The following is a 6,838-nucleotide window of genomic DNA, read 5'->3' on the forward strand; positions in this document are numbered from 1 at the left end:
CCCTCAAACGCGCCCAACACCGCAACTGGCCACCACCCCAACCAGCCACCGTCACGATCACCAAGCGAGACACGAATTAAGTCACCGGCATTGGGTCTAGCCCGACTCCCGTCGAGGCGTGGCTGGGTATTGAGGAGTGGGCAGGGGGAGCGCTTCCAGGTGACTTCAAGGAATTCGTGAACCTCTACGGGGACGGGATTGTGCGAGGTCACCTCTATGTGTCGCATCCATGTGGTGCAGAGCCCCTGATCGATTTCATGAAGAGAGGCCGGGAATCTCTCCGGAGTGTGGCTCATCACTACCTCGGAGATTCCAGGTCTCCGCGCTTCGACGTCGACTCCGTAATTCCATGGGGATATTCTGATTGGGATGGGGACCAGTGCTACCTCGTGCCGAGAGGAAAGGAGGCCTGGGACATCCTGGTGGAGTTTCGCCAATTCGGCTGCGTCCGCCTCTACCAAGGCTGCTTCTCCACATTCATTTCCGGGGTGCTCTCCGGGACTGCGGCTCCTCCCGGCTGGCTGGGCTCCGGGCCGCTGTGGAAAGCGCTCGACCGGTCCCCGTTGGTCTGAGCTCGCCACAGTGCCCGGGGGCCTGGCGGGCTCGGCGGTCCCGTTGCCGAGTAGGTCAGTTCTGTGGGTGTGAACCCCGGAGTGGGCTCCGGGGTTCACACCGGCCGTGGGCCGGCTTGTCGGCTGGGAAGAACGGGAGCCGGGTAGAACCGCCGATTGCTGCGAACGGTGCGGTCACTTGCGTGATGTGACGATGGGTTGACCGCATTCGGGCGCTGACGGGGTGGGATGGTCCGGTCCGGGGGATCCGGGGCCCGTACAGCTCGCCGCCCGGAACCCGGCCCGGGCGGCGGAGGCCCGATCAGGGCGGGGCCGCGGCCGTGAGGGCCCGCAGGACCGTGAGTGCTGCGCACACCTGCCGCAGTCGGCCGACGACCTGGTCGGGCTGCCGCCGGTGCAGCGTCAGTTCGGCGGCCTGGTCCAGCTGGTTCTCGCACGTTTCCAGTACCTGGTTCACCTGGTCGTCCAGGTGCACCCGCCGAGCGCGCGCGTACTGACAGGAGACGCCGCTCGCCAGATGCCATTTCATTGCACGCGAGCTTGGTGGACGCGGCAAGGCTGCAAACCTGGCTCTAAGTACCATTCCTAAGGCGTTCTTCATGGTGGCCGTCGGTCAGAAGGTTGATGGCAGGCCCGGGGTGCGCGACTTTGCGCGGGTGAGAAATGAGAAGTTCAACCCAGATACTGGAGCGACGGTTCAGCTGGGTAACTGGCCGGCGCGTCTGCCGGCCTGGTTGATTTCTTTGATTTAATGACTTGTTGGCTTCTCGGTAACAGTTTCTGCGGCTATATGGGAGTCATGTTATGAGTGAGTGGTTTGAGCGGCTCCGATCAATGATGGGGGAGCCTCTGTATGTGCCGGCCGGCGTTCCGTGGGAGGGCGCGCCGGTCGAACTAGGCGTCCAGCTTCCGTCGGACTACCGGGCGTTTATTGATCTGTATGGCGGAGTGAGTTTTGCGGGCGAGTGGGGGGTGTATTCGCCGAGACTTCATCTCGGTTCGATGGCCCTTTCGGGCATGGCCAGATGGCGCTTTGACAATAATACAGAGTTCAGGGTTCAGGTCGAGATGGAGGACGAGTTCCGGCGCCAGGAACGAACGGCCGTATACCCGGATCCATCTGGACTGCTGTACTGGGGTCGCAATACCAATCATAATCACTTGTGCTGGATCACTGAGGGTTCGGACCCTGACCGGTGGGATGTTGCGCTATGGCACAGGGGAATGATAGATCGGTTCGACGGGGGGTTTGCTGAATTTGTAGTGACGGTACTGGAAGGAAGATATCGCCGAGAAGCAGAGGTGCTGGTCAAGGGGGACCCGGAGGAGTGGGATCTGCTTGAACCAGAGCCCATGTGGCGTCCTTCACTTGACTGGACAGGGCGAGATTGGGCGGCCGAGTGGGACGTGCCCGCAGGGTCGACACAGATGCCGTGGAGGCGGCAGTCGCCGGGTCACTGACGATCGAAGCGCTGTGGGTGCCAGCGCTCGCGGCGCTGGCTGTCGCGGCTTCGGCCGGGATGGTTGTCGTGGAGGGGGCGGACATCGTGCCGCGCTGCCACTTCATCGCGAGAGAGTTCGGTGGGCGTGCCGCGGTTAATTTGCGCGGATCTTCGAAGCCTCCTGGCGGATGCTGGGAGCAGCGACTGCGTGTCGGTCTCGGTGGCAGTGGTGTATCGAGTGGGGAGAATGTGGGCGAGGCGTTGGATCGAGTGCGGGGGATTCTGGGGGAGCCCGCGTACGTTCCGGCTCGTGTGCCGTGGGAGCTGGCCGGCGGAACTCGGGGTTCGGCTTCCGTCGAACTACCGGGCGTTCATCGACCTGTACGGCTCGGTGACTTTCGCAGGCGAGTGGGGAGTGCGCACGCCCGCGCGGCGCCCGGGAACCGATGACTCTCCGGGAGGTTTGGCTGGGTGGCGCTTCGAGAATGACACCGAGTTCAGGGCCCAGGTTGAAATGGAGGACCTCTTCCGGCAGCAGGTCCGAGCCCAAGTATTTCCTGACCCGGGTGGACTGCTCGGTTGGGGCCGCAATAGCGACCATGACCACTGCTGCTGGCTGACCGCCGATCCGGACCCTGACAGGTGGCCCGTGGTGGTGTGGTTCCAAGGGGAACTCGACCGTTTCGACGGTGGCTTTGCCGAGTTCCTGGCCGCGGTGCTGAGCGGCGACTATGTCATGGAGGAAGAATTGTTGGTGCGTCCGGACCCTGATGATGAGTGGGGGGGGTAACCCGTCCCGCGCCGCTGTGGGCGCCGGGGCCCGACTGGGCAGGGAAGGATCGGCGTGCTGTGTGGGCTTTGCCCACCGGATCGACGGCGATGCCTTGGCGCCTCGGCAACTGACCTGGACACCGCGGTCCGGGGCCTCGTGCTGAGCCCGGCGCGTGGCTTGGCCAGGTCAGGGCAGGGTGTCGACTTCGGTCTCGTCCGACGGTCCCCGCTCCCGGCTCAACGGTCGCGGTCCGGCACAAGAGAAGTGTGTCGGAGCGTACTTGGGGCTGATCCACTGTTCATGGCCGCAATCGAACCTGATCTGCACGGCGGGGGAGCGGCTGGAAGAACCTGGGCTTCCCGATCGACAGCCGCTCGGGACAGGATGCAGGGAAACCCTGCGGCCCATGCAGACCGCAGCGCCGTTTCGCATCTGCTGGTGCCGCTACATGCCGCGGTCGAGCGCCCGGTCTCCCAGTTCGACTGGGTACCCAGGGACCCCCGCGACATCCTCAGCGTCATCGCCGCCTCCTGCAGCAGCGCCGACCTGCTCGCGATGCTCGCGCTCGTCCCCAACGTGACCCCGAGGGCGGAGACCGCCCCCGTTCCGGGTGCGGGCAACAATCCACAGGAAGAGGACAAGCACCGCAGTTGCCTCGACCGCCGTCCGGCGAGCGCGGTGGGTGATAACGGCGGCAAGGGAGGCTGGATCGACTGCTGGGCCATGGAGGATGTGGTCGACCCGGGCGCAGGTCCGGGGGCGTCGGTCGCGAAGCGTCCTGCGGGAGCCCACGGCTGCCTGGCCGGGCCCTGAAGGGGAGCTGCGGAACCCTTGCAAGTGGCAACATCACTATCGAACTACTGGACAGAAGATGAACATGGAACTCGGCCGTCTGGCCCAGATTTTCGGTGAACCCTCGCAACGGCCGGCGGCTACACCGTGGGAGCGTTCCCTCGCGGAGGTCGGCTTCGCCTTCCCGGCGGACTATCGGGAGTTCGTGGACCGGTACGGGTGCGTGCGGATCAATGGCGAGCTGTCTGTGCCGGTGCCGACCCTGCGCTCCTACGACGGCGGGCCGATCGTCGGCTTCCCTGGGTTCGTGCGCAGGACGACGGACGGGATCGCCGCCGAGCTGGCCGCTGACCCGGACTGCCCGTACCCTGTCCACCCTGAGCGCGGTGGGATCCTCTCCTGGGGCTCTAACCTCAACGCTGACCAGTTCTTCTGGCTGACCGAGGGCGAGGATCCGGATTCCTGGCCGGTGGTCGCGTTCTACCGGAGCCTGGAGGAGTGGGACCGTTTCGACGGAGGATTCGCGGCGTTCCTGCTTGCCGTTGTCGACGGCACGTACGTGTACGCGGACGAGGTGGCGCCGGCCAATTCCGACGAGCCGATGTGGCGGTACCAGGGCGACTGGAATTGGGTGGGGTAGTGAAGGCGGGGTCGGCCTGCCGGTGGCGGAGGTGTACTCCCGCCATGGGCGCCACCGCCGGCTCTGCCGCGCAGACCAGCTGTTCCCCTTCGCATGTTCCCGGACGCTGCCCGGGCTGCAGCTTCGTCCAGGCGAATCTGTCACCCTGCTGGACCACCCCCGTCAACGTTGGCAAAATGACAGGAATTCAGGCGGTGGTGGCCAAACAGCTGGCGATCAAGGAGAATCTCGTGGAGATGCAGGTGGTGCCCGACTATATGTACGCCGGCAGTATGACTCCATTTAAATACCGATTCAAGATCCAGGTCCGGGATTCCAGGGGAGTTCTCGTTGACTGCAGTGCGTCGGATGTTTACAGCGAAAGGGATGGCCACAGCCTTGAAGCCGGTTGCTGCTGAGGCCACCTGGTGTCCGCATGCGCGATGACGTGAGGAGGCTCTCCGGCCTGGCGGGGTGGAGGGCCCGGGAGGACGCTCCTCGCGTGTCGTGGGACAGGGCACAGGAGGAGGCCGGCCTTGGGTTCCCTTCGGCCTACCGGGAGTTCGTCGACGTCTTCGGCGCCGGGGAGGTTCGGGGTGACCTCGGGGTCCTCGACCCGCTGCTGCGCCCTGGGGGAGCGGCAGGGGAGGGTGGGATCTCCCGCATGGTCCGTCGGACCACCGAGGACATTGGCCTTCAGTTCAGGGCCATGCGGGAGGAGTCGTTCGACCTCTGCCCGTACCCGGTCTACCCGGAGGCCGGCGGGCTGCTCGTTTGGGCGGGGAACTACAACGGTGATATCTGCTTCTGGTTGACGGAGGGGGACGATCCGGATTGCTGGCCCGTCATCGTGTGGCACAGGGGGCGGTTTCCGGATGCCTGGAGCCGGTACGACGTGGGAATGGTCGAGTTCCTCCTCCTGGTGGTCGCCGGCGAGACCCCGGAACTGGCCGACCTCGCGTTCCAGGACCCCTCGGTGCCCATCTGGGTCCCCGAGGAGGGGTGATTAGCGAGCAATTTGCGGCGGCCGACGGTTCGCTGGTTGATCTTGTTTGCGTGTCGAGTGAAACTGCATCCGGCCCTTGACCGGGGCGAGCTCACCATCGCGGAGGAGCCGGACACCGCCACGGATCCCGACGCCCCGTCGGCCAGGCGGTTCGTTCTCCCGGACGGGGCGGCGCAGCGGAGCTTTGTGCGCTGTGCGTCCGTCCGCCTGCACCGCTCCGGGGTCGACGATCAGGGTGGCACCGCTCCTGACTCGCCCTCACCCCGGACGGGGCCAGGCCGCCAACCTGCGGTGGGGACACCGATGCATGGGGAGGTATTCGCCAAGCGGATGGGTGGAATAGCGTGACTGGCCATACCCCTGGTGCATCGGATGCCATAGCTGAAATCGGTGAGACGGTCTACCGCGCGGTGCGAAAGCCGATTGCGGCCCCCGGCCGCAGTAAGTGCCTGGTGAAGTGCCGGATCCCCTCAGGCTGTTAACGACGGTCGGTCTGTGGCGCGGCTGTTCGTGCGGAGGCCCGAGCGCACCCACGGCGATTGCCGGGCCCGACGTGACGCGGTGGCTGCCCGGGATTGGTTTGAGGCGCCCTGGGCCTGATTGGTCACACGGACGAGCCGCTGTGCGAAGCCGTCTGCCTGCCCGGGCGGGGAATGGGAAGTCGGCGGGTCCGACTTCCCAAACCCGCCCAGGCGCAGTGGTGTGGTATTCAGAAGCTGTTGTCTTTTCGGGTGGGGGCGCCGTGTTCTCGCTGGTCAGGCATAGGGTCAGTGGTTCTGTGGGAGTCGTGGCCTGCCGGGTTGTCGTTGAGTGGTGGTCCGGGTCAACGCCTCCAGGTGGCGGCCTGGTGCAATTACTGATGACGGACAGGAGGGTTTAGGTGAATGTTTCGGTGGCGTCCCTTGTCGAGCTGCTGAATGTTCCGGGTTCCGGTGCGGGCTATGAGGTGCCCTGGAATGGTTCACTGGTCGAGGCTGGAGTGGAGTTTCCGGCCGACTATCAGGATTTCATCAACATATTTGGCCGAGGTGCCATCGGCGGTGAACTTTGGGTCCATTCACCGCTGACTGCAGGGCCGGTCGGATGGACTTCCGGTGGATTTGCGCGCATGGTTGCTCGTACGACCCTTGAAGTTGGTCCGATGTTCAATGGGCTGCGTGCGAGCTATCCCGATCTCTTCCCGTATCCGATGTTCCCGGATCCTGGCGGGCTGCTTGAGTGGGGTTGCAATTACAACGGGGATCGCTGCTTCTGGCTGACGGGCGATCCAGATCCTGATCGGTGGCCGGTGGTTGTGTGGTTCCGGGGGGGCGCCCGCGGCCCGGGCCTGGTCGAAAGCGGACGGGGGCATGGCCGAGTTCCTCGTCCAGGTGTTGTCGGATCCGACTTCCGGCCTGCTCGCATCCGTGGAGGACAGGACGGTCTGGGTCCCTGACGCCGGGTAGGTGACGGTGGCGCGGTGTTCCGGATCGTCGGCGCTGCGTCCTGCCTGCCCACCAGGGCTGCGGCTTGGGCCGGTGCATCATGGCTCAGCTGATCCCGGTGGGGTGCCTGGCTGTAGTTGGTGTCTGGTGAAGTGTCGGAGGTTCTCGGGTGGTTGGCGAGGGTTGGTCTGTGGCGGGGTTGTTGGTGTGG

8 protein-coding genes are annotated in these 6,838 nt (G+C 65.2%); 7 read left to right on the top strand and 1 reads right to left on the bottom strand.

Annotated features, from left to right (window positions below; all coding sequences use genetic code 11):
* Positions 1-873 precede the first annotated feature (873 nt).
* Positions 874-1,101, bottom strand: a complete 228-nt coding sequence (locus ACIP82_RS37465) for a hypothetical protein (RefSeq protein WP_400660220.1) — start codon at positions 1,099-1,101, stop codon at positions 874-876.
* 275 nt (positions 1,102-1,376) lie between these two features.
* Here ACIP82_RS37465 and ACIP82_RS37470 point away from each other — a divergent pair, with 275 nt between their 5' ends.
* From ACIP82_RS37470 to ACIP82_RS37500, 7 genes are all read left to right on the top strand, one after another.
* Positions 1,377-2,033: an SMI1/KNR4 family protein gene (locus ACIP82_RS37470; protein ID WP_400660223.1), complete on the top strand. Its 657-nt coding sequence runs from the start codon at positions 1,377-1,379 to the stop codon at positions 2,031-2,033.
* 228 nt (positions 2,034-2,261) lie between these two features.
* The gene (locus ACIP82_RS37475) at positions 2,262-2,804 is read left to right on the top strand and encodes an SMI1/KNR4 family protein (protein ID WP_400660235.1); all 543 of its coding nucleotides are present in this window, start codon (positions 2,262-2,264) and stop codon (positions 2,802-2,804) included.
* 420 nt (positions 2,805-3,224) lie between these two features.
* Positions 3,225-3,599, top strand: a complete 375-nt coding sequence (locus ACIP82_RS37480) for a hypothetical protein (protein ID WP_400660225.1) — start codon at positions 3,225-3,227, stop codon at positions 3,597-3,599.
* A 58-nt stretch (positions 3,600-3,657) separates the two neighbouring features.
* Entirely contained in the window at positions 3,658-4,218 is a 561-nt protein-coding gene (locus ACIP82_RS37485) for a hypothetical protein (protein ID WP_400660227.1), read from the top strand.
* Positions 4,219-4,262: 44 nt separating this feature from the next.
* On the top strand, positions 4,263-4,616 hold the full coding sequence (locus ACIP82_RS37490; protein WP_400660230.1) for a hypothetical protein: 354 nt from the start codon (positions 4,263-4,265) through the stop codon (positions 4,614-4,616).
* Between the two features lie 17 nt (positions 4,617-4,633).
* Entirely contained in the window at positions 4,634-5,203 is a 570-nt protein-coding gene (locus tag ACIP82_RS37495; protein ID WP_363615116.1) for a hypothetical protein, read from the top strand.
* 880 nt (positions 5,204-6,083) lie between these two features.
* Positions 6,084-6,638: a hypothetical protein gene (locus ACIP82_RS37500; protein ID WP_400660233.1), complete on the top strand. Its 555-nt coding sequence runs from the start codon at positions 6,084-6,086 to the stop codon at positions 6,636-6,638.
* Positions 6,639-6,838 lie beyond the last annotated feature (200 nt).

Origin of the sequence: Kitasatospora sp. NPDC088548 (genome assembly GCF_044753005.1) — a bacterium.
Classification (GTDB): Bacteria; Actinomycetota; Actinomycetes; order Streptomycetales; family Streptomycetaceae; genus Kitasatospora.